The organism is Weissella koreensis KACC 15510 (assembly GCF_000219805.1).
Lineage (GTDB): Bacteria > Bacillota > Bacilli > Lactobacillales > Lactobacillaceae > Weissella > Weissella koreensis.
The window spans coordinates 539,217-560,733 of the sequence record NC_015759.1; the positions used below are offsets into that span (position 1 = coordinate 539,217).

A 21,517-nucleotide genomic window follows, 5' to 3' on the forward strand; every position below is an offset into this window, starting at 1 on the left:
ATATAAAAGCGTCCACAACCTCGTCTTTGAGCCATTTATACGTCACATTAAATTTATACTATCTTTTCTTATTACATAAATTGTTGCTATGAATTTATTCATCTAAACCGAACAACTATTACTAATTAAAAATTATAATTTACAATTAACATTTTAAATTAATCTAATTTATTAAAACATTAATAACAATTTATTAATATTTCTATTAATTATAAACAAAAAAATTGTAGCTAAATCGCTACAATTTCATTTTAAAATTAAATTTATTTTACAAAGTAGTAAAGTCAATTACCTTACGTCCAGTAATTGATCCTTGCTTCATTTCATCAATAACAGAATTGATTTCTGAGAATGGAACTTTTTCAACGATTGGGGTAACTTTACCTTCAGCCCCAAATTGGAAGGCTTCTTTCAAATCAGCACGCGTTCCAACTAGTGATCCGCGCACTTCAATTCCATCTAAGACGGTCTTAGCAATATTCAAAGACATATCACCTTGTGGTAACGCAACTGCAACCAACTTACCCATTGGACGTAAAACATTGACCGCCTGTGAGAATGCTGCATCGTTAACTGCTGTCACTTGAGCATTGTGAACACCACCAGTTAGTTCATTCACACGAGCGACAACATCCTCTTTCTTACGGTTAACCAAAACTTCGGCTCCGTTAAGGCGAGCGGCTTCAAGTTTATCATCGTTTCCATCAATAACGGCAACATGAGCTCCAAAGACGTTATGTGCATATTGAACGGCCAAGTTTCCTAGACCTCCAGCCCCATGGACAGAAACCCATTGTCCTGGCTTTGTTTCCCCAACCTTTAATGACTTATACATTGTCACTCCGGCACAAGTAATTGATGTTGCTTGAACTGGATCAAGTCCCTCAGGAACTTTAACAGCATACTTAGCATTAACCACACATTGTTGAGCCATTGCACCATCAACTGTATAACCTGAGTTACGAGCATTACGGCAGAAAGTTTCATTTCCAGAAACACAGTAATCACAAACTCCACAAGCATCATAGAACCAGGCAATTGAAACACGATCACCAAGCTTCAAATAATCACTTGCACCTTCACCAAGCTTAGATACTCGACCGACTCCTTCATGACCAATAACCCGACGGAATTTACCGTTTTGAGTTCCCATCTTATTAGGATCACCAAAATCTCCAGCAGCAACATGCAAATCAGTATGACAAATACCTACATATTCTACGTCAACTAGCGCTTCTCCAAATGCCAAGGAACGTGGTTCCCAGTCATCAATCAAATCAACATATCCATCATTATTTTCGCGAACAACTGCTGCTTTCATTTTATTTCTCCCATTTCTTGAATAACATTTTTATTTTATATGTGAATGTTTTTACATATATTATTGTAATCGTTTTCTTGTCGTTTGTAAATGATTTTATTTGATTTTTATTATGTAAGCAAACTATTTTCAACCATATACATATACATTAATTCACTTATTTCAAAATATTAAACCGAATGAAATTATAAAGTTTAATTGTACAAAAAAAACCTCACAAATTATTAAACGTGACCCAGCATGGGGCCATTCAACCTAGACTAAGCCTAGTGCCACCATCATAACGGTTTATGTTTAATAATTTGGAGATTTTAAAGAATGTTTATCGATTTTGGCGCTAACGTATTAGTCAACCAATTCCAAGATAACCATTTGTGCAGCGTCTCCACGACGTTGTACAGTCTTTAAGATACGAGTGTATCCACCCGCGCGGCCTTCAAAACGAGGTGCAACTTGATTGAACAAGTATTGCAAAGCGTTTTCAACCTTAACGTTATCGTCTTCTGTAGTTTGTACATCAGCAACAACATTACGCAAGAAAGCTGCAGCCTTACGGCGTGAAGCCAAGTCTCCGTGCTTTCCCAACGTAATCATCTTTTCAGCAGTCTTACGAACTTCCTTGGCGCGAGCCTCAGTTGTTTCGATACGACCGTTGATCAACAATGATGTTGTTAAGTCACGTAACAAAGCCTTACGTTGTGAGCTTGTACGTCCCAACTTACGGTATGACATGAGTCATTCCTCCTTCTTTGGTATTATCTGTTTAATTAATCTTCCTTACGGAATCCAAGACCCATCAAAGCAAGTTTATCTTGGATTTCGTCAAGTGACTTCCGACCGAGGTTACGAACAGACATCATCTGTGTTTCTGTCCGGTCTACTAACTCTTGAACAGAGTTAATTCCGGCCCGTTTGAGACAATTATATGAACGAACTGATAAGTCAAGCTCTTCGATTGGCATCTCAGTATGCTTAGGCGCAACAGTTTCTTCCTTGTCGACCATCACTTGAGCCTTAACTGCACGCTCAGACATTTCAACGAATGCGTTCAAATGTGATGAAAGAACTTGTGCAGCTAAAGAAACAGCTTCTGTTGGAGTCAATGAACCATCGGTCCAGACATCCAAAGTGAGTTTGTCAAAATCATCACGTTGACCAACACGAGTGCTTTCAACTTGATAATTTACACGTTCGATAGGGGTAAAAATAGAGTCAATTGCAAGAACGCCGATTGGCAAATCTTCATGCAATTCCTTATTTTGATCAGCCGAAACATAACCACGACCACGTTCAGCAGTCAAAGTCATGTGCAAGGTAGACCCCGCTGCAACAGTTGCAATGAATAAATCATCATTTAAGATGGTTACATCACTGTCTCCAGTAATATCGCTTGCGGTTACCGTTGCTGGTCCAGCGACATTAATTTCAAGTGTTTTTTCCTCATCACTTTCGATCTGTAATGAAACTTTTTTCAAGTTCAAAATAATTTGCGTAACATCTTCAACAACCCCTTCGATTGTTGAAAACTCATGCAAAACAGAATCGATTTGTACAGAATTGATCGCTGCTCCTGGCAATGAAGATAACAATACACGACGCAAAGAATTTCCAAGCGTTGTTCCATAGCCTCGCTCTAAAGGCTCAACTACAAATTTACCGTAATTGTTACTATCTTCAACAAGAGTGATCTTTGGGTTTTCGAATTCAAGCATATTGTTTGTTACCCCTTTCATCAAAGCTTAGCTGTGAACTAGTTGCAAAGCGCAATTAGACACGACGACGCTTTGGTGGCCGAGAACCGTTATGCGGTACTGGAGTTACGTCTTTAATAGAAGAAACTTCCAAACCTGCAGCGGCCAAAGCACGGATAGCAGATTCACGTCCTGAACCAGGACCCTTAACAGTTACTTCAACTGTCTTCATACCATTTTCCATCGCTCCCTTGGCAGCAGCCTCAGATGCCATTTGCGCAGCAAATGGCGTTGACTTACGGCTACCTTTGAAACCAAGAGCACCAGCAGATGACCAAGCAACAGCGTTACCTTGAACATCAGTGATCATTACGATCGTATTGTTGAATGTTGCGTGAATATGTGCAACACCACTTTCAATATTCTTTTTAATATGACGCTTACGATTATTACGACCTGCCATGAATATAACTCCTTTCTACAGATATTAATTACTTCTTTTTACCTGTAATTGCAACAGCTGGGCCTTTGCTCGTGCGGGCGTTGTTCTTGGTATTTTGACCACGAACAGGCAATCCCTTACGATGACGAATTCCACGGTATGATGCAATTTCTTGTAACTTCTTAATGTTCATTGATACTTCACGACGTAAGTCACCTTCCACCTTGATTCCATCCGCGATTGCGCGAATTGAATCTTCTTGGTCGGGTGTCAAGTCACGAACACGTACGTCTTCAGAAACTCCAGCTTCTGCCAAAATCTTTTGAGCAGTAGTGTTACCGATTCCGTATACATATGTCAATGCGATCACGATACGCTTATCGCGAGGCAAATCTATTCCTGCAATACGAGCCATTACTTTTACCTCCTATAGTTTTAATTGATTATCAAAGCTTAATAAATTAAGCACCTTGACGTTGTTTGTGCTTGGGATTTGTGCAAATCACCATCACACGTCCGTTACGGCGGATAACTTTACAGTTATCACACATAGGCTTTACTGATGGACGAACCTTCATTGTATTTACCTCCAAAATAATTTTACGACTTGCTTACTTAAAACGGAAAGTAATCCGTCCCTTAGTCAAATCATATGGCGACATCTCAACTTTAACATGATCTCCTGGAAGGATTCGAATAAAGTTCTTTCGAATCTTACCTGAGACATGCGCAAGGATTTCGGCGCCGTTCTCTAATTCAACGGTAAACATGGCATTTGGTAAAGTATCCTTTACCACACCAGAAATTTCAATAACATCGTTGGCCACGTTTAATGCCTCCTTCGTTGTCAGAATGAAGAACGTAACATCTAATTATACCACTTCAACCAAAATTTGATTGACCTGAACAATTAGGCGTCCTTCAAATTATCAAGCAACTCTTTTACGTCAGCAAAAATCATTTCGAGTTCACGCGCACCATCAATCTTGTGCAAAACGCCTTGTTCTGCATAATAATTGGCAATTGGTGCTGTTAATTCTCCATTAACCGCCAAACGATTTTTAATCACTTCAGGAGTGTCATCTGCGCGACCGCGTGCCATCATCCGATCAACTAAGACTGCTTCATCAGCAGTAAAGTATAATACGGCATCTAACTTGCGACCTTGCTTAGATAACATTTCGTCTAAAGCAGTTGCTTGGTCTAAGTTCCGAGGAAATCCATCTAAGATGAATCCCCCTTTGGTATCGTCTTCAGATAAACGTTCTTCAACGATTCCATTTGTAACTTCATCGGGAACTAAATTACCAGCGTCCATAAATGACTTGGCTTTTAATCCCAACTCAGTTTCATTTGCCATTGCAGCGCGGAACATATCGCCCGTACTAATGTGTGGCAAACGATAAGTCTCCACGATCATCTCAGCTTGAGTCCCTTTACCAACACCTGGTAGGCCCAACAACATGATATTTAAACTCATTATGATTTAACTCCTTCGTGAATAAAACCGACATATGCTTTCTTCATCATCAAGCCTTCGAGTTGACGAATCAAATCGATAGCAACTCCAATGACGATTAATAATGATGTTCCAGACATACCTAGGTTACTATCTAAGCCAAACAAATGTGTAGCTAAGATAGGTGCCAATGCAATCGCCCCTAAGAAGATTGAGCCAACTGATGACAAACGCATCAAGAGACCCGACATCCACTTCTCAGTATCGTGACCAGGACGAACTCCAACAATATAACTAGCTTGTTTTTGTAAATTCTCTGCAACTTTTTCAGGATTAACCTGAACAAATGCATAAAAGAAAGTAAACAGAACAATTAGTAATGTATAAAGAAGTCCACCTTGCAAGGTTTGCATTGAAAACCACGTTGTCGCAGTAGTATACCAACCTTGTCCACCAAACTTACCTGCAAATGCTTGCAAAATTGTTTGTGGAGTAACAAGTAGTGATGAAGCGAAAATAACTGGAATAACTCCAGCAACGTTCACCTTCAAGGGTAAATACGACGAACTACCAGATCCAACTGATCGACGCGTATATTGCATTGGAATTTTACGAATAGCCTGATTGAACCAGGTAACAAATGAAATTGCAATAATCAATAGCAACAATAGTCCGACAAATAATGACAAACCTTGTGCTTTATTTGAATTTTGCAAAATATTTTCTTTGATTAGTTGGTATATTCCAGCTGGCACTCGCGCGATAATTCCCGCGAAAATCAACATTGAAACACCCTGTCCCAAACCATATTGAGTAATCATTTCACCTAGCCAAACAGCAAACATTGTTCCAATAGTCAAAATCATCCCAATCATCAGATAAGTTCTAATATCGGGCGTTTTAACCAATTGAACTTGGCTAAGTTGATTAAAACCAGCCGTTATTCCAATTGATTGTGCAAAAGCCAGGATAATAGTCAAATACCGTGTGACTTGGTTTAAATGACGACGACCAACTTCACCTTGTTTTGACCATTCGACAAACCGAGGCACAATGTCCATTTGTAACAATTGAACCACAATTTGAGCAGTGACATAAGGCGAAACACCCATTGCAAACAATGAATAATTCGTCAAACCACCACCACTAAACATATTTAAAATGCTTCCGAGCCCAGAATTAGCAACCTCAGTCAGTGCTTTAGGGTTAATACCCGGTACAGTAATGTACGCACCAATCCGGTAAACAATCAAAATTCCTAGAGTGAAGAACAACTTTTTACGGATGTCCTTTTCTTTTAGTGAATTGAGCACGGTTTGTAGCATTAGATCACCTCAGTTTTACCACCAGCTGCTTCGATTGCAGTTAATGCTGATGCTGAGAACTTGTTAGCCTTAACAGTCAAAGCTTTATCAAGTTGACCATTAGCCAAAATCTTGATTCCAGCCATTTCGTTTTTAACGATTCCTGATTCAACCAATAATGCTGGTGAAATTTCAGTTCCGTTTTCAAACTTATTAAGTTGGTCCAAATTAACAACAGCAAATTCTTTACGATTGATATTTGTAAATCCACGTTTTGGAATACGACGGAACAAAGGCATTTGACCACCTTCGAATCCTAGACGTACCTTACTACGTGCCTTTTGACCTTTTTGACCACGTCCTGCAGTCTTACCATTACCTGAAGACTCACCACGTCCAACACGATTGCGGACTTTGCGAGAACCTTCGGCAATTTCAAGCTCATTAAGCTTCATTAGGTTTTTCCTCCTTCAGAGCAATTTGTACTTACTTAACTACTTCAACAGTAACTAAGTGAGCAATCTTGAATACAGCGCCACGCGTTTGTACATTGTCAGGCAATACAACTGATGAAGAAACCTTGTTTAATCCAAGGGCCTTAACAATTGCACGTTGCTTTGGCAAACGGTGGGCAGCACTCTTAACAAGAGTTACTTTAACTTGTTCAGCCATTATCTGCCTCCTTATTCTGCCAAGTGCTCTAATGAGACCTGACGCAAATCTGCGACTTCTTCAGCATTCTTTAATTCTGAAATTGCTTCAAAAGTAGCACGTACAACGTTGATTGGAGTTGCTGATCCCAATGACTTTGCAGTCACGTCAGCAATTCCAGCCAATTCCAAAACGGCACGAGCAGCACCACCGGCGGCTACTCCAGATCCTTCAGCGGCTGGCTTAACTAACACGCGACCACCACCGAAGACACCCAATGCAGAGTGAGGAAGAGTTGTACCAACAGTTGGTACGGCAACGATGTTACGATTGGCAGCTTCAACAGCCTTACGGATAGCTTCAGGAACTTCCTGAGCTTTACCAGTTCCAAATCCAACGTGACCGTTACGATCACCAATAACAACCAAAGCGGCGAAACGCAAACGACGACCACCCTTAACAACCTTAGTAACACGGTTGATAGCTACGACGTTTTCTTCTAACTCACCAAGAGTCTTTGGATCGATATATGCCATGATTATTTCCTCCTTCCCTTAGAACTTCAAACCAGCTTCACGAGCTGATTCAGCTAATGCACGAACTCGACCATGATACAAGTATCCACCACGATCAAAGATAACATCTTCAATTCCAGCAGCCTTGGCACGGTCAGCGATTAATGCACCAACTTTTGTAGCTTGTTCAGTCTTTGGTGCATCCGCAATGTTTGCATCCAAAGTTGAGGCACTAGCAAGCGTCACACCCGCTACGTCATCAATTAATTGAGCGTAGATGTTTTTGTTAGAACGGAAAACGTTCAAGCGTGGGCGCTCTGCAGTACCAGAAATCTTTCCACGAACGCGAGTGTGTCGGTGTTGACGCACTTTATTCTTGTCTGACTTCGTAATCATGTTCGTAACCTCTTTTATTCTTGTTTGAAAGATATACGTGATAAGTAATAATTGAGACGTTGCGCTCAATTTTAAGCAATTAGCTTAAGTTTACTTACCAGTCTTACCTTCCTTACGTGCAACGTATTCATTTTCGTAACGAATTCCCTTACCCTTATAAGGTTCAGGAGAACGTACGGCACGGATCTCAGCGGCGAAATCTCCAACCTTTTGCTTTGAAATACCTGAAATTACAACAGTAACTGAATCAGGAACTTCCACCGTCATTTCGGTGCGGTCTTCAAATTCAACTGGGTGTGAGTAACCAACGTTCAACACAAGCTTGTTTCCTTGCTTGGCTGCACGGTAACCAACACCGACAAGCTTCAAAGTCTTTTTGAAGCCTTCTGAGACACCCTCAACCATGTTGGCGACGTTCGCACGAGTAGTTCCGTGCAAAGCCTTGATCTTACCATCATCTGATGAACGAGTGAAATTCACATCGTTTCCTTCGATAGTAAAAGCAATTTCTGAAGAAACTTCGCGTGATAACTCACCCTTTGGTCCCTTAACAGTAACAACATTACCTTCGCGTGACAATTCAACGCCAGTAGGCAAAGTCAAAGTCTTATAACCAATACGACTCATTGTGGGATACCTCCTTTATTAGATTTTTTTATTACCAAACGTATGCCAATACCTCGCCACCAATGTTCTTGGCGCGAGCTTCCTTATCGGTGATAACACCTTCAGAAGTTGAGATGATAGCAATTCCTAAACCATTCAAAACCTTTGGTAATGAATCGGCCTTAACGTATGAACGCAATCCAGGCTTTGAAATACGCTTCAAACCTGAAATAACGCGTTGCTTATCAGCACCATACTTAAGGAACACACGGATTACACCTTGCTTATCATCATCAATGTATTCAACATCACGGACAAAGCCTTCGTTCTTCAAGATCTCAGCGATGTCTTTTTTGATCTTAGATGCAGGAACTTCAACTGAATCGTGACGAACCATGTTGGCGTTACGAATGCGAGTCAAGAAATCTGCAATTGGGTCAGTCATTGACATTGATGTTGCCTCCTATAAATTTTTCACTGATTTAACAGCTTATTCTTAATTATTTAGTGAAAGGCATACCCAATTGAGTAAGCATCTCACGTGACTCTTCATCAGAGTTAGCAGTAGTTACGATTACAATATCCAAACCACGTACGCGGTTAACTGCATCGTAATCAATTTCAGGGAAAATAAGTTGCTCACGGATTCCCAAAGTGTAGTTTCCTCGACCATCAAAGGCCTTTGGTGAAACTCCACGGAAGTCACGAACACGTGGCAAAGAAATGTTGATCAACTTATCTAAGAAGTCATACATTCGTTCTCCACGCAACGTAACCTTAGTTCCGATTGCCATTCCCTCACGCAAACGGAAGCCAGCGATTGACTTCTTTGCACGAGTAACGACTGGCTTTTGACCAGCAATTAGTTCTAATTCTGCAACAGCTTCATCCAAGTTCTTTGAGTTAGATACAGCATCACCAACCCCCATATTCAAAACAATCTTTTCGATTTTTGGAGTTTGCATAATTGAGCTGTAGTTAAACTTTTCGATCAATGAAGGTTGAACTTCATTAACATACTTTTCTTTCAAGCGATTTGCCATGATAATGATTTCCTCCTTTCACCTAAATTATAAAGCCGTTCCAGACTTCTTTGATACGCGTACCTTCTTACCATCTTCAATCTTGATACCAAAACGAGCTGGTTCATTAGTTGAAGGGTCAAGCAATTGTACGTTTGATACGTGGATTGGAGCTTCTTGCTCGATAATTCCACCTTGTGGGTATTGGTTACTTGGCTTTTGGTGCTTCTTCATTATGTTAACACCTTCAACCAAGACGCGGTCTGAAGCAGCAATAATCTTAACGACTACGCCCTCTTTACCTTTGTCCTTACCGGCGATAACCTTAACCTTGTCACCTGTCTTTACAAACATGCTAGGCTTCCTCCTTGATTTATTGATGGCGCTAATTACAATACTTCAGGTGCCAATGACACAATACGCATGTAATCGTTGTCACGTAATTCACGTGCAACGGGGCCGAAGATACGAGTTCCAACAGGACTCTTATCATCCTTAACGATAACTGCAGCGTTCTCATCAAACTTGATGTATGAACCATCTGCACGGTGTGATGATGAAACAGTACGAACGATAACTGCCTTAACAACATCACCCTTCTTTACAGTTCCACCAGGAATTGCTTGCTTTACGGTTGCAACGATCATGTCACCGATTCCGGCGAACTTACGACCAGATCCACCCAAAACCTTAATAGTTAAGATTTCGCGTGCTCCAGAATTATCAGCAACATTCAAACGACTTTCTTGTTGAATCACGATTTTGTCCTCCTTCCGTTATTGGTAAAATTCGAGATTAAAACGATTAGATAATAACAGCCTTCTCGACGATTTCTACCAAACGGAAGCGCTTTGTAGCTGAAGTTGGACGTGTCTCCATGATACGTACCATATCTCCTGCTTTAGCTTCGTTGTTTTCATCGTGAGCCTTAAACTTCTTCGTGTACTTAACACGTTTTCCATAAACTGGGTGGTTCTTATAAGTTTCAACGGCAACAGAAATTGTCTTATCCATCTTATCTGAAACCACGCGGCCTGTGTAAACCTTACGTGCATTACGAGCTTCAGTCATCTCGGTCTCCTCTCTTTACTACTTGTTCAATTCTTGTTGACGAATCACAGTCTTAATACGAGCAATTTGCTTCCGTACTTCTGACAAACGAGCCGTGTTCTCAAGTTGACCAGTAGCTAGTTGGAAACGCAAGTTAAACAACTCTTCCTTGTAGCTCTTTTCCTTAGCCACTAATTCAGCTGTACTGAGGCCCTTGATTTCGTTTTTTAAATCTTTGGTCTTCATTATTCACCCTCCACTTGGCGAGCTAAGATCTTAGTCTTAACTGGCAACTTGTTAGCGGCAAGGCGCAAAGCCTCACGGGCAACTTCTTCAGGAACACCGCCGACTTCAAACATTACCTTACCACGCTTGACTGGGGCAACCCAACCAACTGGGGCACCCTTACCATTACCCATACGTACTCCAACACCTTTAGAAGTGTATGACAAGTGTGGGAAAATTTTAATCCAAACTTTACCACCACGCTTCATATAACGAGTAATGGCAACACGAGCAGCTTCGATTTGACGATTTGAAACCCAGTGAGACGTAGTTGCTTGCAATCCGAAATCACCGAAAGCAACTGCCTTACCACCTTTAGCTTCACCGCGCATGTGTCCACGATGTGGCTTACGGTACTTAACACGCTTTGGAACTAACATGATTACTTAGCCTCCTTGCTCTTAGACTTTTTCTCAGGCAAGATATCACCACGGTAAATCCAAGTTTTGATACCTAGTTTACCGTAAGTTGTAGCTGCCTCATCCCAAGAGTAGTCAATATCTGCACGCAATGTGTGCAAAGGAACTGTACCCTCAGTATACTGCTCAACACGAGCAATATCTGCCCCGTTTAAACGTCCAGAAACTTGTGTTTTGATACCCTTGGCACCAGAACGCATAGCTCGTTGGATAGCTCCACGCATTGAACGACGGAATGCCACACGGCGTTCCAAGTCTTGTGCAATTTGTGAACCTACCAAATGGGCGTCCAAATCAGGCTTCTTAATCTCAATGATGTTGATGTGAACACGTTCACCCTTAACCACTAAACGTGATAATTCGTTACGTAATGCATCAACTTCTGATCCACCCTTACCAATAACCATTCCAGGCTTAGCAGTGTGGATTGAGACGTTAACACGGTTAGCTGTACGCTCAATTTCAATACGTGAAACTGAGGCTTCAGCCAACTTAGTCTCGATATACTTACGCAACTTCATGTCTTCTAACAAAACATTAGCGTAGTCCTTCTTGTTTGCGTACCATTTAGCATCCCAATCGCGGATGATTCCGACACGGAAACCAGTTGGGTTAATCTTTTGACCCATGACTCAATCCTCCTTACTTTTCTGTTACCACAACAGTAATGTGGCTTGTGCGCTTATTGATTGGTGAAGCTGAACCCTTGGCACGGGGACGGAAACGCTTTAACGTTGGTCCTTCGTTAGCAAAGGCTTCTGCAACTACCAAATCTTCGCGATCTAGTGAGTAATTGTTTTCAGCATTAGCAACTGCTGAATTCAATACCTTATATACATCTTCTGATGAGTGGTTAGGCAAAAATTGCAAAATTGCAAATGCCTCAGCCACTCGCTTTCCACGAATCTGGTCAAGCACAAGGCGGACCTTACGTGGTGCGACACGAACGATTTTCGCTGTGGCACGTGCTGATGTGATTTCTTCAGCCATTGTATTGTCCTCCTTAATTAGCTACGCTTCGTTTTCTTATCATCCGCTGCGTGTCCATGGAATGTACGCGTAGGGACAAATTCACCAAGCTTGTGTCCGACCATGTCTTCTTGTACCAAAACTGGTACGTGCTTACGACCATCGTAAACGGCAAATGTCAAACCGATGAAACTTGGAAAAATCGTTGAACGACGTGACCATGTCTTGATGACAACTTGCTTTTCAGAAGCATTAGCTGCTTCAACCTTCTTTAACAAGTGTGCGTCAGCGAATGGTCCCTTCTTCAGGCTGCGACCCATAATGAAGTCTCCTCTCGTATGCTTTTATTTTTATCTAATTGGAATATTAGACTACTTGCTCTTACGACCACGAACGATAAACTTGCTTGAGCGCGCGTTAACGTCACGTGTCTTCTTACCAGCAGTCTTCTTACCCCATGGTGACATAGGAGATGGACGTCCAACGGGCGCTTTACCTTCTCCTCCTCCATGAGGGTGATCGTTAGGATTCATAACAGAACCACGAACGTGTGGACGTTGACCCTTCCAACGACGACGACCAGCCTTACCCCAATTGATCAATGAGTGTTGTTCATTACCAACAACTCCAATTGTTGCACGGTTAACGGCAAGAATCATACGTACTTCACCAGATTGAAGACGAACAAGGACATACTTTCCTTCCTTACCCAACAATTGTGCAGATGCACCAGCTGAACGAGCAAGTTGTCCACCCTTACCAGGCTTCAATTCGATGTTGTGGATTTGAGTTCCATCAGGAATGTTTTCCAATGGCAAAGCGTTTCCGACTTTGATATCGGCATCAGAACCAGATTGAACTGTCATGCCAACTTCTAATCCCTTAGGCGCCAAGATGTATGATTTTGTACCATCAGTATATTGTAACAAAGCGATGTTTGCTGTACGGTTTGGATCGTATTCGATCGCAGTAACCTTTGCAGGAACTTCATCCTTAGTACGCTTAAAGTCGATGATACGATATTGACGCTTATGTCCACCACCACGGTGACGAACGGTCATGTGTCCGTAAGAATTACGGGCACCAGTGTTTGACTTTGATTCCAACAAGCTCTTTTCAGGCGTCGTTTTTGTGATCTCAGCAAAATCTGAGCTCGTCATGTTACGACGTCCGTTAGAGGTTGGCTTGTATTTCTTGATAGCCACGCTGCTTTCCTCCTAAATTATTTTTCGTTGAACAATTGAATGTCCTTAGAAGCAGCAGTCAATTTAACAATTGCCTTCTTACGCTTCTTGGTGTAACCAGCGAAACGTCCTTGACGCTTCAACTTACCACGTACATTTGCAGTATTGATGTTTTCGATTTTAACATCGAAAATTTCTTCAATAGCGCTCTTGATTTGTGGCTTAGTAGCACGAACATCAACTTCAAACGTGTAACGTTTTTCATCCAAAACGCTCATCGTTTGTTCAGTGATGATCGGGCGCAAAATGATATCGCGTGCGTCCATTATGCCAAAACCTCCTCAACTTGTGACAAAGCTGATTGAACAACAACCAACTTATCGTTGTTGATAACGTCCAACACATTAACACCCTTAGCAGTCATAACCGTAATGTTTTCAAGATTACGAGCAGCTAATGCGGCGTTAGTATTGTTGTCATCCAAAACAACTAATGTCTTTTCGTTAACGTTCAAGTTGTTCAAAACAGCCTTGAATTCCTTTGTCTTTGGTGCGTCAAATGACAAACCGTCAACGATTACCAATGATGAATCCAAAACCTTTTGTGACAACACTGACTTCAAAGCCAAACGATATGCCTTTTTAGGCATCTTGTAGGCATATGAGTGTGGAGTTGGTCCGAAGACAACACCTCCACCACGCCATTGTGGGCTACGGATTGACCCTTGACGGGCGCGTCCAGTTCCCTTTTGACGCCAAGGCTTACGACCACCACCACGAACAGCAGAGCGGTTCTTAACGGCGTGAGTCCCTTGACGCATTGATGCACGTTGCATCAAAACGGCATCAGTGATGACGTTATTATTAGGCTCAATTCCAAAAATTGCGTCGTTTAACTCAACTTCTCCGGCATTTGAACCATCTTGCTTAAATAAAGCAACCTTAGTCATGTTTAAATCCTCCCTTCGTCCTTATTACTTAGCTTTAACAGAGTTCTTAACAGTAACAAGTGACTTGTTTGCTCCAGGGACGTTACCCTTGACCAAGATTACGTTGTTTTCAACGTCTACTCGTACGACTTGCAAGTTTTGAACCGTGCGCTTGTGGTTACCCATCCGTCCAGGCAATTTCTTACCCTTGAAGACACGATTGATAACGGCTCCCAACGAACCTGGACGACGGTGGAAACGAGAACCGTGCGCCATAGGACCACGAGATTGTCCATCTTTCTTAATGTTACCTTGGTAACCATGACCCTTTGTGATTCCAGTAACGTCAACACTTTCACCTTCAGCGAAAATATCAACCTTTACCTCATCCCCAACGTTTAATTCACCCTCAGCGTCGCGAATCTCACGAATGTAGCGCTTAGGGGTCGTGTTTGCTTTAGCAACGTGACCTTGTTCAGGTTTGTTAGATAAAACAGCACGCTTATCAGAGAAACCTAATTGAATCGCATTGTAACCATCGTTTTCAAGTGTTTTAACTTGAAGAACAACGTTTGGTGTTGATTCAATCACAGTAACTGGAATAAGTTCACCGTTATCAGTGAAAACCTGAGTCATGCCGATTTTACGGCCTAAGATACCCTTAGTTGTCATGACTATCTCCTTTTTTTGATAAAAATATTTTTAATTAGTTTTAATGCATAATCAGGCAAAATTTAAAATCAAATAATAAATTACAACTTGATTTCGATGTTGACACCGCTTGGTAATTCAAGCTTTGATAATGCATCAACAGTTTGAGCAGTTGGATTCATAATATCGATCAAACGCTTGTGTGTGCGCATTTCGAATTGTTCACGTGAATCCTTGTGCTTGTGTGGTGAACGCAAAACAGTGTACAAAGTACGTTCTGTAGGCAATGGGATTGGTCCTGAAATTTCAGCACCAGTCCGCTTTGCTGTTTCAACAATCTTCTCTGCTGATGCATCGATGATTGTGTGTTCGTATGCCTTTAAGCGGATACGGATCTTCTTGTTTGCCATGATTGACTCCTTCCTTCGTCCATATTGGAATATGAGACTAACTCCGTGAGAAAAACCAACACGCCGCTCTGAAATCCATGGCAATGGTTTCAGTGACAATGTTGCCGGGTGTGTCGCAACCTCTCACATCATCGCTCGTTATTGTCGCTACCACATTTTGGCCAGTTTTTAGTTGCCCAAGAAATAACGTACTTGAATATAATAACCCAGAATATGCGACATTGCAAGCATTTTATCATCTTTTTATTTAGCTTATGTAATGTAAAAATATAATTTTTCTTGAATTTACGTAACTAATTTATTTTATTTTATTTAAAAATAATTAATTAAAAAACCAACATCTTAAATATTTTAAAAATAAAAAGAATCCATTGAAATATTGGATTCTTAAAATGCACTATTAACATAGGTAGAAAACTTATTTTATTTTACTAATATTTATACTCAGCTTTCATCTTATAAAGATATTTTAGCTCTAATTTTTTATTTTTTACCAGAATATAAATTTCCATTAATCATCTAAAAAGCATTAACAGCAACAATTCATAGATTAAAAATTTAATAAATAGCCGAGCATCAAATATCGAGTGTGTATAAAACTTGCCCTTGATTTAAATTGTGCACAAGCTGCCTATAATTTATTTTTTAATGGACACTAATGAATGCTGAACTAGAATAAAAAATTTTCATCATATATATTTAATTCATGTCTTCATTAACATATTATTTTGATAATCTTTTATCCAATTTCTTAGTTGCGTTACAGAACGAATTTCAAACTTATCAACCACTTCTTTTTGTAGCATCCCTTCTTGCAGATACGCTCTAACTGCTTCTAACTTGATTTCTAAAGGATATTGCCGATTAGTTTTACTTCTTTGTAAACCATCCAATCCAAACCGTCTATACGCATCTAACCATCGATTTAAAGTTACCTTACTAATATTATGATCATTTACAAACTCAGTTTTAGATTGATCACTTTCGTAGTAAGATAGAAGAATTTCAAATTTCTGCAAAGCAGTCCTTCTTTGTTGCTTCATAACAACCTACTCCTCCATAACAATTAAATTTATAAACGACTAAATAGCATTTTATTTTTTTACGATACTTTTAGCACGCATAACTAATTTCATCAATCCAAGTGAATTTAATTTGGAATACATATTTCTAAAACTACTTTTTTCAAAATCTTGTTTAGAAATTAAATTCACCTCAGTTTTTGATGAATCGCTAATAATCTTTTGCATTTCTTGTGCCACTTCATAATAAACTTCCTTAGAAAAATGATCTTGTGTCTCTAAGAAATCTGAATCATTTTTGGTAAATTTAGTAAAATCAAGGAAAGAGACATTATCATAATCTGCCAAGGCTTCTTTAACCATAAGATTATAATCTCCTCGCACTTTTCCTTCATTTTTCATTTTCGATGTATTTCCTCGTTGATATCCACTTGGCAAGAAAATTACCACTTTAGTTTCTTTTGGAATTTTGCTGATAATATACTTGAAATTTTTAGCAGCTTCTTTCGCAGGCAAATCACCAATGAATTTATATTTAGCACTAAATTGCAACATTTTTTGACGTTGCTCTTGAATATAGTATTCATTATTTTTATTTTCTAATTTATTTAATGTTTTTTTCAATATATCCAGATTCGTTAAATCACGCTTATCAACACCCAAAGCAATTTTTTCTCCAGTATCAATGCGTTCGTAGACTCCCTCCCATTGATCCAAAAATCCACTTAAGAAAATAATGTCAAATTTATCATGTAACATGGCTGAATCTATCAATTCATCATCCCACATAGGTACTTCTTGTTGAAATTGTCGTTTTTGATCTTCTGATAAATTAAAAGCATCATACATATTAACAGAATGATTAAAACTAGTAATATCTGCAGATGTATCGGGGTTTACGTGTCCTAGCTCATCGACGAATGGTACATCAGTTTTCAACAAATCAACTGCCCACTCTAATTCACAACTTCCTTTAATCAACACTTTATTAGTATTAGATACACTAGACATTTCCGTATATTCACTATATGTTTGCTCACTGGAATTAATCCACTTCGAAGCATCTTTCATGTCAATTTTATATGCTACCGGTTCCTCAACTATTAACTCAGGATCATCTAAATAATGATATAAGTAATTTTCAACTCCCATACCAATTGTGCGACAAGAAAACAAGAAATGTTCCAATTTGTGTTTAGCAAGATTTAATGCATAAAACCCTACCACACCGTAATCTCCAAAACGATCAGTAGCCGTTACATATCCTAATTCATAATTTCCATTAGCCATTAGGTCCCGCAATTCATTTTCATTAATGCGTAATTTTGTAAAATTTAATTGATTGGTCCGATTGATTAATTCATGCACTCGAGCAAACTGATTTTCAATATCTTTATGAATTTCAACTTTAATTTCACATGAATATAAAAATTCTTCATTAGAAACAGCCTCAAGAGAAGCATCACGTTTTTCTTCTAACACATGGTAGTTGTTTAATCTTGACAGTTCACTATCATCTTTACCAATTTTATCGACCACACTATACAGTTCATTAATTTCATCAGGTAATGATACTTTAATATCTGGAGAATAGTGTTCAACTTCATTCAAATTCAATTTATTATCATCAATAAATAACACGTTTGCAGCACGCAAATGAATATCTTCAAGCAATTGTTTAACTCGCGGACCTTTGCTAGTCCAATTAACTGATTTAAAAACAAAATATTCAGATAAGTTTAATTCTTTTAATTTAGTTTCAACCACATCCATATCATTTTTAGAACAAATACTTGAAACTATTCCACGCCTAGCTAAATCTTTAACCAATTTAACATTTTTAGCAATTGGCGTAATTTCACCCTCACTAATAGTACCTTCCCAGAAAGCATCGTCTAAATCCCAAATCACCAGTTTTAATTTTGAATAATCTTTTACTGTCATGTTGAAAACATCTCCTTTTAAAACCAAATCTAGTTACCTAACGTAACTACAAATTTTCTATAAAAATCATCCAGTTTAAAATTTTCCGAAAATTCCAAACCATTTTTAATCATTTGTTTCCTGCGCAATGGATTTTCCTGTAAAAATCGTTCTGCTTTAGCGATGTTTTTAGAGAAATTCTCGTCGTACTGAATCATGATTGAACTATCATCTGTACGCGTTTCGGGAATCCCACCACTATCAGAGCAAATCAAGGCCGTCCCATAGCTTTGCGCCTCAATTGCTGTCAGTCCAAGCGCCTCTTTTACAATAGACGGAACAATCACCGCATCACTAGCTTTAATATATCTAGGTATTTCACTAGGATCCAAATACCCTGTAAAAATGACTCTATCTTTATATTTTTTAGATTCTTTTTTCAAATTTCTTAAAAATAAGCTTTGTTTATTTTGAGAATAAAAAACTCCACCCACAATTAGTAATTTGAAATTATCAGGTAGATATTTCAAAGCATCCAATGCGAATTGAACGCCTTTTAAAGGATGTAATCTACCAATATATATTCCGAGAAATTCATCATCCTTAATCTTCAATTTATCCCTTAATGTCTTTACATCATTCGAAACTTTTTGTTTGAAAATCCCCGTATGAACTGTGTCAACAGCAACAGAATTTGGTAGATCAACCGTCTTTATCTGGTTTTTCAAAAAATTACTAATCGTAATAATATGATCATAACTACTTAAAATTTTTTCAGCCCAAATCGTCTTCTGATTAAAATTATCATTATGCAAATACAATATTTTTTCGGTATTCTTTGGAATATAGGGAACTAGAGGTATAATCATCTGACCGTAATTAATGATAATTACTTTATCAAACCTCTCTTATTTTAAAAGTTCTTTAGTTCTTTTAATAATTTTTGGATATTCATTGAACCAAATATGACGATGCGATATTTTTTCAATAATTCGCCTCCCTATTTTAGTAGGCCAACGCATCACGTCATTAACTTTATGATCTGGGGTTGTAAATATCACAGAAGTTGAGCTATATCGATCAGCCTCCATTTCTGCTTCTTTTGTATAGGATGAAACAATCGTTATATCATAATCTTTATTTTCTTCATTATTATCTATGATCGTTTCAATAATTCCCTCAACACCACCACCCGATGTCGCCGGAACTGGTAATACACCGGAAGTAACAAATAATATTTTCGTCATAAGATCACCTCAATAACCCACTAATTGCATCTGTCAAATTACGATAATTCAAGGGCTTAACAATGTAATTTGTAAATAAATATGCTACTACCAATAAAATAAAGAGATATGATAGAATCCCCCATATTCGATAGTTAACAATCACATTGCTAAATACCGGATTACTAAATCCAAATACCTCAAATAGATACAACGCAAACGATAATTTAGCAATCTGCTTTAAACTTGCATAAAAAAAATCTAACCCGTTTATTTCACTTAAATTGTTTAGCAATTTCATACAACAAATTGGCACAAAAACTACTAATATCGTCATGTTAATTGCTGGAGAAGATATCACAAAATCATAGGGTATCTTAATAAATCCAAATAGAATGAAACTACTTATAAAAGCTAAGATAATCGCTATAACATTAAAAAGTTTTTCATTGTTTCTTAAATCAAAAGCTACTACCCCTAAAACAAAAGAAAATGACGCACTAATATAGTGAGATACTCCAGCTAATATAAGGCCACAAATGAGCATAATAATCCATTTGATGAAAATATTTTCTATTAAATAATGCACAACATAAAACGCACAATACATAAATATTATGAAAAACATATACCACATAGTTGGGTCTAGATCGCTTCTAAAACCCAAGATAAATAATTCTTTTAAATTCCCACCTTGATTCATATGCATAAAGATTGTGATAATTATTTTCAAAATTGTAGCGAATTCATATACGATGATTAAGCTTACAATTCGTATTAGCTGTGATAAATCAACTTGAAAATTAACCTTCTCTATAGATGCTTCTAATCCATAACCAGAAACAAATAGAAACATACCAACACCAATAGCTCCTGAATTCATAGTATATAAATTATCCATTCCTATTAAATGCAGATAATGTCCACTAATAACTAAAATGATTGCAATAGCTTTACAATACGCCGTTGTCTGTTTATTAAAATTCATAATATTATCTCCCATTCAAATGGGTAGCTAATTTTTCGATTAACCTTTCGTTTACGACATTACTATCATAATTAGCTGCTGTATGAATCGCATTATTACTGAACTCGCTTCGCTCTTGTATATTTAACCGATAAAATTTCATAATCTTTTTTTCTAAATCATCACAACTACCTGGTTTAAAAAGAAAACCGTTATGTCCATCAACTGTATACGTCTGAATTCCACCAAAATCACTACCAATTACCGGAATACCACATGCCATTGCTTCCAGTCCCACCAATCCCAAACTTTCTCCATCCCTAGTACTTGGAAATATAAATGCATCCAAAGAATTATAAATTTCAACAAGTTCAGATTGACTCAACATTTTAATTTTTGTTACATAATCGTTCAATTTAAGATCATCAATCTTTTTAATAGCATCGTTTTCTTGTGCACCGCCACCAACCATAATCAATCTGATATTAGGAATGTCTTTTTTAAGATTATGAACAGCCTCCAACAGAATATCCCACCCCTTATCTTGATCAATACGACTCACATAACCAAGCGTAAATTCATCGGTATTTTTTCGCTTTTGATGTGGTTGAAATAAAGATAGATTAATCCCAGATGATGGAGAAACATATGTTGGTACATCTCCATACTTATCAACCACCACTTTTTGAAAATACGTTGATGGAACAACCGTTAGATCAGCTCTATGAACTAACATTCTAGTAAGAAAATTCGTTCTTTCTTCTAATTTTTTTTCAGGAGTTACATCACTACCATGCACATTTACAATGAGCGGTGTTTTTTTATTAAATAATTTACCCAATAAAACCGGTGGAGCGTTATAACCTGCATAATGTACATATATCAAATCAAAATTTCCAAAAATATAATTTTTTGTAATCAACCAATAAAAATGAAGATATCCAAATAACTTTGCTTTTTTGGATTCTTTTTTAGTGATCGCAATAACCTTTGTTTCATAGGAATTAGATAATTCATCAACAAAATTTTTTACAAATACCCCATAATTGGGATATTTATCTGATGGATACATATTA

Annotated in this window: 35 protein-coding genes; all 35 read right to left on the minus strand. The window is 38.3% G+C overall.

Annotated features, from left to right (window positions below; all coding sequences use genetic code 11):
• Positions 1 to 268: 268 nt before the first annotated feature.
• The 35 genes from adhP to WKK_RS02740 all read right to left on the minus strand — a co-directional run bounded on the left by adhP (position 269) and on the right by WKK_RS02740 (position 21,513).
• A complete protein-coding gene (gene adhP, locus WKK_RS02575; RefSeq protein WP_006845950.1) occupies positions 269 to 1,321 on the minus strand; it encodes an alcohol dehydrogenase AdhP in 1,053 nt (350 codons plus the stop codon).
• 345 nt (positions 1,322 to 1,666) lie between these two features.
• Complete coding sequence (rplQ, locus tag WKK_RS02580) at positions 1,667 to 2,053, minus strand: 50S ribosomal protein L17 (protein WP_006845951.1); 387 nt, start codon at positions 2,051 to 2,053, stop codon at positions 1,667 to 1,669.
• A 35-nt stretch (positions 2,054 to 2,088) separates the two neighbouring features.
• Complete coding sequence (locus tag WKK_RS02585) at positions 2,089 to 3,033, minus strand: DNA-directed RNA polymerase subunit alpha (protein WP_013989367.1); 945 nt, start codon at positions 3,031 to 3,033, stop codon at positions 2,089 to 2,091.
• Positions 3,034 to 3,088: 55 nt separating this feature from the next.
• A complete protein-coding gene (gene rpsK / locus WKK_RS02590; protein WP_006845953.1) occupies positions 3,089 to 3,475 on the minus strand; it encodes a 30S ribosomal protein S11 in 387 nt (128 codons plus the stop codon).
• Between the two features lie 28 nt (positions 3,476 to 3,503).
• Entirely contained in the window at positions 3,504 to 3,869 is a 366-nt protein-coding gene (gene rpsM / locus WKK_RS02595; protein ID WP_006845954.1) for a 30S ribosomal protein S13, read from the minus strand.
• Between the two features lie 46 nt (positions 3,870 to 3,915).
• Positions 3,916 to 4,032 carry a 50S ribosomal protein L36 gene (gene rpmJ, locus WKK_RS07070; protein WP_013989368.1) on the minus strand — a complete coding sequence of 39 codons (117 nt, stop codon included), beginning with the start codon at positions 4,030 to 4,032 and terminating at the stop codon, positions 3,916 to 3,918.
• Between the two features lie 33 nt (positions 4,033 to 4,065).
• Complete coding sequence (infA, locus tag WKK_RS02600) at positions 4,066 to 4,281, minus strand: translation initiation factor IF-1 (RefSeq protein ID WP_013989369.1); 216 nt, start codon at positions 4,279 to 4,281, stop codon at positions 4,066 to 4,068.
• Positions 4,282 to 4,364: 83 nt separating this feature from the next.
• Positions 4,365 to 4,934: an adenylate kinase gene (locus WKK_RS02605; RefSeq protein WP_006845956.1), complete on the minus strand. Its 570-nt coding sequence runs from the start codon at positions 4,932 to 4,934 to the stop codon at positions 4,365 to 4,367.
• Positions 4,934 to 6,238, minus strand: a complete 1,305-nt coding sequence (gene secY, locus WKK_RS02610) for a preprotein translocase subunit SecY (protein WP_006845957.1) — start codon at positions 6,236 to 6,238, stop codon at positions 4,934 to 4,936. Before secY ends, WKK_RS02605 begins: the two co-directional genes overlap by 1 nt.
• Entirely contained in the window at positions 6,238 to 6,672 is a 435-nt protein-coding gene (gene rplO, locus WKK_RS02615; RefSeq protein ID WP_006845958.1) for a 50S ribosomal protein L15, read from the minus strand. Before rplO ends, secY begins: the two co-directional genes overlap by 1 nt.
• Positions 6,673 to 6,703: 31 nt before the next feature.
• Positions 6,704 to 6,889: a 50S ribosomal protein L30 gene (rpmD, locus tag WKK_RS02620; protein WP_006845959.1), complete on the minus strand. Its 186-nt coding sequence runs from the start codon at positions 6,887 to 6,889 to the stop codon at positions 6,704 to 6,706.
• Between the two features lie 11 nt (positions 6,890 to 6,900).
• Positions 6,901 to 7,404 carry a 30S ribosomal protein S5 gene (gene rpsE / locus WKK_RS02625; RefSeq protein WP_006845960.1) on the minus strand — a complete coding sequence of 168 codons (504 nt, stop codon included), beginning with the start codon at positions 7,402 to 7,404 and terminating at the stop codon, positions 6,901 to 6,903.
• Positions 7,405 to 7,422: 18 nt separating this feature from the next.
• Positions 7,423 to 7,779 (minus strand): 50S ribosomal protein L18, encoded by a 357-nt coding sequence (rplR, locus tag WKK_RS02630; protein WP_006845961.1) that lies wholly within the window; start codon positions 7,777 to 7,779, stop codon positions 7,423 to 7,425.
• A 90-nt stretch (positions 7,780 to 7,869) separates the two neighbouring features.
• On the minus strand, positions 7,870 to 8,406 hold the full coding sequence (rplF, locus tag WKK_RS02635; protein ID WP_006845962.1) for a 50S ribosomal protein L6: 537 nt from the start codon (positions 8,404 to 8,406) through the stop codon (positions 7,870 to 7,872).
• A 31-nt stretch (positions 8,407 to 8,437) separates the two neighbouring features.
• Entirely contained in the window at positions 8,438 to 8,836 is a 399-nt protein-coding gene (gene rpsH, locus WKK_RS02640; RefSeq protein WP_006845963.1) for a 30S ribosomal protein S8, read from the minus strand.
• Between the two features lie 49 nt (positions 8,837 to 8,885).
• Positions 8,886 to 9,428 carry a 50S ribosomal protein L5 gene (gene rplE, locus WKK_RS02645; RefSeq protein WP_006845964.1) on the minus strand — a complete coding sequence of 181 codons (543 nt, stop codon included), beginning with the start codon at positions 9,426 to 9,428 and terminating at the stop codon, positions 8,886 to 8,888.
• A gap of 27 nt (positions 9,429 to 9,455) precedes the next feature.
• A complete protein-coding gene (rplX, locus tag WKK_RS02650; protein ID WP_013989370.1) occupies positions 9,456 to 9,761 on the minus strand; it encodes a 50S ribosomal protein L24 in 306 nt (101 codons plus the stop codon).
• 35 nt (positions 9,762 to 9,796) lie between these two features.
• The gene (rplN, locus tag WKK_RS02655) at positions 9,797 to 10,165 is read right to left on the minus strand and encodes a 50S ribosomal protein L14 (protein ID WP_006845966.1); all 369 of its coding nucleotides are present in this window, start codon (positions 10,163 to 10,165) and stop codon (positions 9,797 to 9,799) included.
• Between the two features lie 46 nt (positions 10,166 to 10,211).
• A complete protein-coding gene (gene rpsQ, locus WKK_RS02660) occupies positions 10,212 to 10,478 on the minus strand; it encodes a 30S ribosomal protein S17 (protein WP_013989371.1) in 267 nt (88 codons plus the stop codon).
• An 18-nt stretch (positions 10,479 to 10,496) separates the two neighbouring features.
• Positions 10,497 to 10,703 (minus strand): 50S ribosomal protein L29, encoded by a 207-nt coding sequence (gene rpmC / locus WKK_RS02665; RefSeq protein ID WP_006845968.1) that lies wholly within the window; start codon positions 10,701 to 10,703, stop codon positions 10,497 to 10,499.
• Positions 10,703 to 11,122: a 50S ribosomal protein L16 gene (gene rplP / locus WKK_RS02670; protein WP_006845969.1), complete on the minus strand. Its 420-nt coding sequence runs from the start codon at positions 11,120 to 11,122 to the stop codon at positions 10,703 to 10,705. The genes rpmC and rplP overlap by 1 nt, the downstream gene beginning before the upstream one ends.
• Before the next feature lie 2 nt (positions 11,123 to 11,124).
• On the minus strand, positions 11,125 to 11,790 hold the full coding sequence (rpsC, locus tag WKK_RS02675) for a 30S ribosomal protein S3 (RefSeq protein ID WP_006845970.1): 666 nt from the start codon (positions 11,788 to 11,790) through the stop codon (positions 11,125 to 11,127).
• Between the two features lie 13 nt (positions 11,791 to 11,803).
• A complete protein-coding gene (gene rplV, locus WKK_RS02680; RefSeq protein ID WP_006845971.1) occupies positions 11,804 to 12,151 on the minus strand; it encodes a 50S ribosomal protein L22 in 348 nt (115 codons plus the stop codon).
• Between the two features lie 17 nt (positions 12,152 to 12,168).
• Positions 12,169 to 12,450 carry a 30S ribosomal protein S19 gene (rpsS, locus tag WKK_RS02685; RefSeq protein ID WP_006845972.1) on the minus strand — a complete coding sequence of 94 codons (282 nt, stop codon included), beginning with the start codon at positions 12,448 to 12,450 and terminating at the stop codon, positions 12,169 to 12,171.
• 51 nt (positions 12,451 to 12,501) lie between these two features.
• Entirely contained in the window at positions 12,502 to 13,335 is an 834-nt protein-coding gene (gene rplB, locus WKK_RS02690) for a 50S ribosomal protein L2 (protein ID WP_006845973.1), read from the minus strand.
• A 17-nt stretch (positions 13,336 to 13,352) separates the two neighbouring features.
• Entirely contained in the window at positions 13,353 to 13,640 is a 288-nt protein-coding gene (rplW, locus tag WKK_RS02695) for a 50S ribosomal protein L23 (RefSeq protein ID WP_006845974.1), read from the minus strand.
• Positions 13,640 to 14,263: a 50S ribosomal protein L4 gene (rplD, locus tag WKK_RS02700; RefSeq protein WP_006845975.1), complete on the minus strand. Its 624-nt coding sequence runs from the start codon at positions 14,261 to 14,263 to the stop codon at positions 13,640 to 13,642. Before rplD ends, rplW begins: the two co-directional genes overlap by 1 nt.
• A 24-nt stretch (positions 14,264 to 14,287) precedes the next feature.
• Positions 14,288 to 14,914 (minus strand): 50S ribosomal protein L3, encoded by a 627-nt coding sequence (gene rplC / locus WKK_RS02705; protein ID WP_006845976.1) that lies wholly within the window; start codon positions 14,912 to 14,914, stop codon positions 14,288 to 14,290.
• An 80-nt stretch (positions 14,915 to 14,994) separates the two neighbouring features.
• Positions 14,995 to 15,303: a 30S ribosomal protein S10 gene (gene rpsJ / locus WKK_RS02710; protein ID WP_006845977.1), complete on the minus strand. Its 309-nt coding sequence runs from the start codon at positions 15,301 to 15,303 to the stop codon at positions 14,995 to 14,997.
• A gap of 704 nt (positions 15,304 to 16,007) precedes the next feature.
• Positions 16,008 to 16,346: a helix-turn-helix domain-containing protein gene (locus WKK_RS02715; RefSeq protein ID WP_006845978.1), complete on the minus strand. Its 339-nt coding sequence runs from the start codon at positions 16,344 to 16,346 to the stop codon at positions 16,008 to 16,010.
• 51 nt (positions 16,347 to 16,397) lie between these two features.
• Entirely contained in the window at positions 16,398 to 18,269 is a 1,872-nt protein-coding gene (locus WKK_RS02720) for a hypothetical protein (RefSeq protein ID WP_013989372.1), read from the minus strand.
• 29 nt (positions 18,270 to 18,298) lie between these two features.
• On the minus strand, positions 18,299 to 19,063 hold the full coding sequence (locus WKK_RS02725) for a glycosyltransferase family 4 protein (RefSeq protein ID WP_158306220.1): 765 nt from the start codon (positions 19,061 to 19,063) through the stop codon (positions 18,299 to 18,301).
• A gap of 93 nt (positions 19,064 to 19,156) precedes the next feature.
• The gene (locus WKK_RS02730) at positions 19,157 to 19,495 is read right to left on the minus strand and encodes a hypothetical protein (protein WP_013989374.1); all 339 of its coding nucleotides are present in this window, start codon (positions 19,493 to 19,495) and stop codon (positions 19,157 to 19,159) included.
• A gap of 4 nt (positions 19,496 to 19,499) precedes the next feature.
• Positions 19,500 to 20,462: an acyltransferase family protein gene (locus WKK_RS02735; protein ID WP_013989375.1), complete on the minus strand. Its 963-nt coding sequence runs from the start codon at positions 20,460 to 20,462 to the stop codon at positions 19,500 to 19,502.
• Between the two features lie 4 nt (positions 20,463 to 20,466).
• Positions 20,467 to 21,513, minus strand: coding sequence for a glycosyltransferase family 4 protein (locus WKK_RS02740; protein WP_242821453.1), 1,047 nt, complete (start codon positions 21,511 to 21,513; stop codon positions 20,467 to 20,469).
• Positions 21,514 to 21,517 lie beyond the last annotated feature (4 nt).

What these genes read in the sequence shown, in the direction of transcription:
- rplF (WP_006845962.1), bottom strand. Translation starts at nt 8,406, where the DNA reads ATGAGTCGTATTGGTTATAAGACTTTGACTTTGCCTACTGGCGTTGAA.
- rplX (WP_013989370.1), bottom strand. Translation starts at nt 9,761, where the DNA reads ATGTTTGTAAAGACAGGTGACAAGGTTAAGGTTATCGCCGGTAAGGAC.
- adhP (WP_006845950.1), bottom strand. Translation starts at nt 1,321, where the DNA reads ATGAAAGCAGCAGTTGTTCGCGAAAATAATGATGGATATGTTGATTTG.
- WKK_RS02720 (WP_013989372.1), bottom strand. Translation starts at nt 18,269, where the DNA reads ATGACAGTAAAAGATTATTCAAAATTAAAACTGGTGATTTGGGATTTA.
- rplW (WP_006845974.1), bottom strand. Translation starts at nt 13,640, where the DNA reads ATGGACGCACGCGATATCATTTTGCGCCCGATCATCACTGAACAAACG.
- rpsJ (WP_006845977.1), bottom strand. Translation starts at nt 15,303, where the DNA reads ATGGCAAACAAGAAGATCCGTATCCGCTTAAAGGCATACGAACACACA.
- rplV (WP_006845971.1), bottom strand. Translation starts at nt 12,151, where the DNA reads ATGGCTGAAGAAATCACATCAGCACGTGCCACAGCGAAAATCGTTCGT.
- rplD (WP_006845975.1), bottom strand. Translation starts at nt 14,263, where the DNA reads ATGACTAAGGTTGCTTTATTTAAGCAAGATGGTTCAAATGCCGGAGAA.
- rpsQ (WP_013989371.1), bottom strand. Translation starts at nt 10,478, where the DNA reads ATGACTGAAGCTCGTAATGCACGTAAGGTTTACACAGGCCGCGTGGTT.
- rpsS (WP_006845972.1), bottom strand. Translation starts at nt 12,450, where the DNA reads ATGGGTCGCAGCCTGAAGAAGGGACCATTCGCTGACGCACACTTGTTA.
- WKK_RS02585 (WP_013989367.1), bottom strand. Translation starts at nt 3,033, where the DNA reads ATGCTTGAATTCGAAAACCCAAAGATCACTCTTGTTGAAGATAGTAAC.
- WKK_RS02730 (WP_013989374.1), bottom strand. Translation starts at nt 19,495, where the DNA reads ATGACGAAAATATTATTTGTTACTTCCGGTGTATTACCAGTTCCGGCG.
- rpsH (WP_006845963.1), bottom strand. Translation starts at nt 8,836, where the DNA reads ATGTCAATGACTGACCCAATTGCAGATTTCTTGACTCGCATTCGTAAC.
- rplR (WP_006845961.1), bottom strand. Translation starts at nt 7,779, where the DNA reads ATGATTACGAAGTCAGACAAGAATAAAGTGCGTCAACACCGACACACT.
- WKK_RS02605 (WP_006845956.1), bottom strand. Translation starts at nt 4,934, where the DNA reads ATGAGTTTAAATATCATGTTGTTGGGCCTACCAGGTGTTGGTAAAGGG.
- rpsE (WP_006845960.1), bottom strand. Translation starts at nt 7,404, where the DNA reads ATGGCATATATCGATCCAAAGACTCTTGGTGAGTTAGAAGAAAACGTC.
- WKK_RS02735 (WP_013989375.1), bottom strand. Translation starts at nt 20,462, where the DNA reads ATGAATTTTAATAAACAGACAACGGCGTATTGTAAAGCTATTGCAATC.
- rplE (WP_006845964.1), bottom strand. Translation starts at nt 9,428, where the DNA reads ATGGCAAATCGCTTGAAAGAAAAGTATGTTAATGAAGTTCAACCTTCA.
- rpmD (WP_006845959.1), bottom strand. Translation starts at nt 6,889, where the DNA reads ATGGCTGAACAAGTTAAAGTAACTCTTGTTAAGAGTGCTGCCCACCGT.
- WKK_RS02740 (WP_242821453.1), bottom strand. Translation starts at nt 21,513, where the DNA reads ATGTATCCATCAGATAAATATCCCAATTATGGGGTATTTGTAAAAAAT.
- WKK_RS02715 (WP_006845978.1), bottom strand. Translation starts at nt 16,346, where the DNA reads ATGAAGCAACAAAGAAGGACTGCTTTGCAGAAATTTGAAATTCTTCTA.
- rplP (WP_006845969.1), bottom strand. Translation starts at nt 11,122, where the DNA reads ATGTTAGTTCCAAAGCGTGTTAAGTACCGTAAGCCACATCGTGGACAC.
- secY (WP_006845957.1), bottom strand. Translation starts at nt 6,238, where the DNA reads ATGCTACAAACCGTGCTCAATTCACTAAAAGAAAAGGACATCCGTAAA.
- rplO (WP_006845958.1), bottom strand. Translation starts at nt 6,672, where the DNA reads ATGAAGCTTAATGAGCTTGAAATTGCCGAAGGTTCTCGCAAAGTCCGC.
- rplQ (WP_006845951.1), bottom strand. Translation starts at nt 2,053, where the DNA reads ATGTCATACCGTAAGTTGGGACGTACAAGCTCACAACGTAAGGCTTTG.
- rpmJ (WP_013989368.1), bottom strand. Translation starts at nt 4,032, where the DNA reads ATGAAGGTTCGTCCATCAGTAAAGCCTATGTGTGATAACTGTAAAGTT.
- rpmC (WP_006845968.1), bottom strand. Translation starts at nt 10,703, where the DNA reads ATGAAGACCAAAGATTTAAAAAACGAAATCAAGGGCCTCAGTACAGCT.
- rplC (WP_006845976.1), bottom strand. Translation starts at nt 14,914, where the DNA reads ATGACAACTAAGGGTATCTTAGGCCGTAAAATCGGCATGACTCAGGTT.
- rpsC (WP_006845970.1), bottom strand. Translation starts at nt 11,790, where the DNA reads ATGGGTCAAAAGATTAACCCAACTGGTTTCCGTGTCGGAATCATCCGC.
- rpsK (WP_006845953.1), bottom strand. Translation starts at nt 3,475, where the DNA reads ATGGCAGGTCGTAATAATCGTAAGCGTCATATTAAAAAGAATATTGAA.
- rpsM (WP_006845954.1), bottom strand. Translation starts at nt 3,869, where the DNA reads ATGGCTCGTATTGCAGGAATAGATTTGCCTCGCGATAAGCGTATCGTG.